This window comes from Microvirga sp. HBU67558 (genome assembly GCF_018069605.1).
GTDB classification, from domain to species: Bacteria; Pseudomonadota; Alphaproteobacteria; order Rhizobiales; family Beijerinckiaceae; genus Microvirga; species Microvirga terrae.
On sequence record NZ_JAGPUP010000193.1, the window covers coordinates 1 to 446 of the forward strand.

Annotated in this window: 1 protein-coding gene; it reads left to right on the forward strand. The window is 62.1% G+C overall.

Going from position 1 to position 446, the window contains the following annotated elements:
• On the forward strand, positions 1 to 429 hold a 429-nt coding region (locus KBI52_RS00790), incomplete at its 5' end, for a transposase (RefSeq protein ID WP_210804781.1).
• Positions 430 to 446 lie beyond the last annotated feature (17 nt).

Genomic DNA, 446 nt, shown 5'->3' on the forward strand with positions numbered 1-446 from the left:
CTCGTTGATACGCAAGGCAATCTGCTGAAGAACAGCGTGCAGCCCGCCGACATTCATGATCGCGCAGGCGCCGAACTCCTGCTGGAGGGGCTGCAGCATCTGTTTCCGGCCATTGAGCGCCTGTGGGCCGACACGGCTTATCGCGGGCTGAAGGACTGGTTGTGCAGAGCGCTGGGATGGAAGCTGTCGATTCCGCAACACTGGTGGAGTGAAGGCACCTGGATGCGGGCTGACGCAGAGCCGCCGACGCGACCGAGTGGCTTTCAGGTGCTCGCGCGAAGGTGGGTGGTGGAGCGGACCATCGGTTGGCTGACTACCAACCGGCGGCTGGCCAAGGACTACGAACGCCTGGTCGAGACCGGCGAGATGCTGCTTTACCTCGCCATGAGCCGCATTCTGCTGCGCCGCCTCACGCGAAAGGAAAGATAATTGCTCATCAGCCTCTA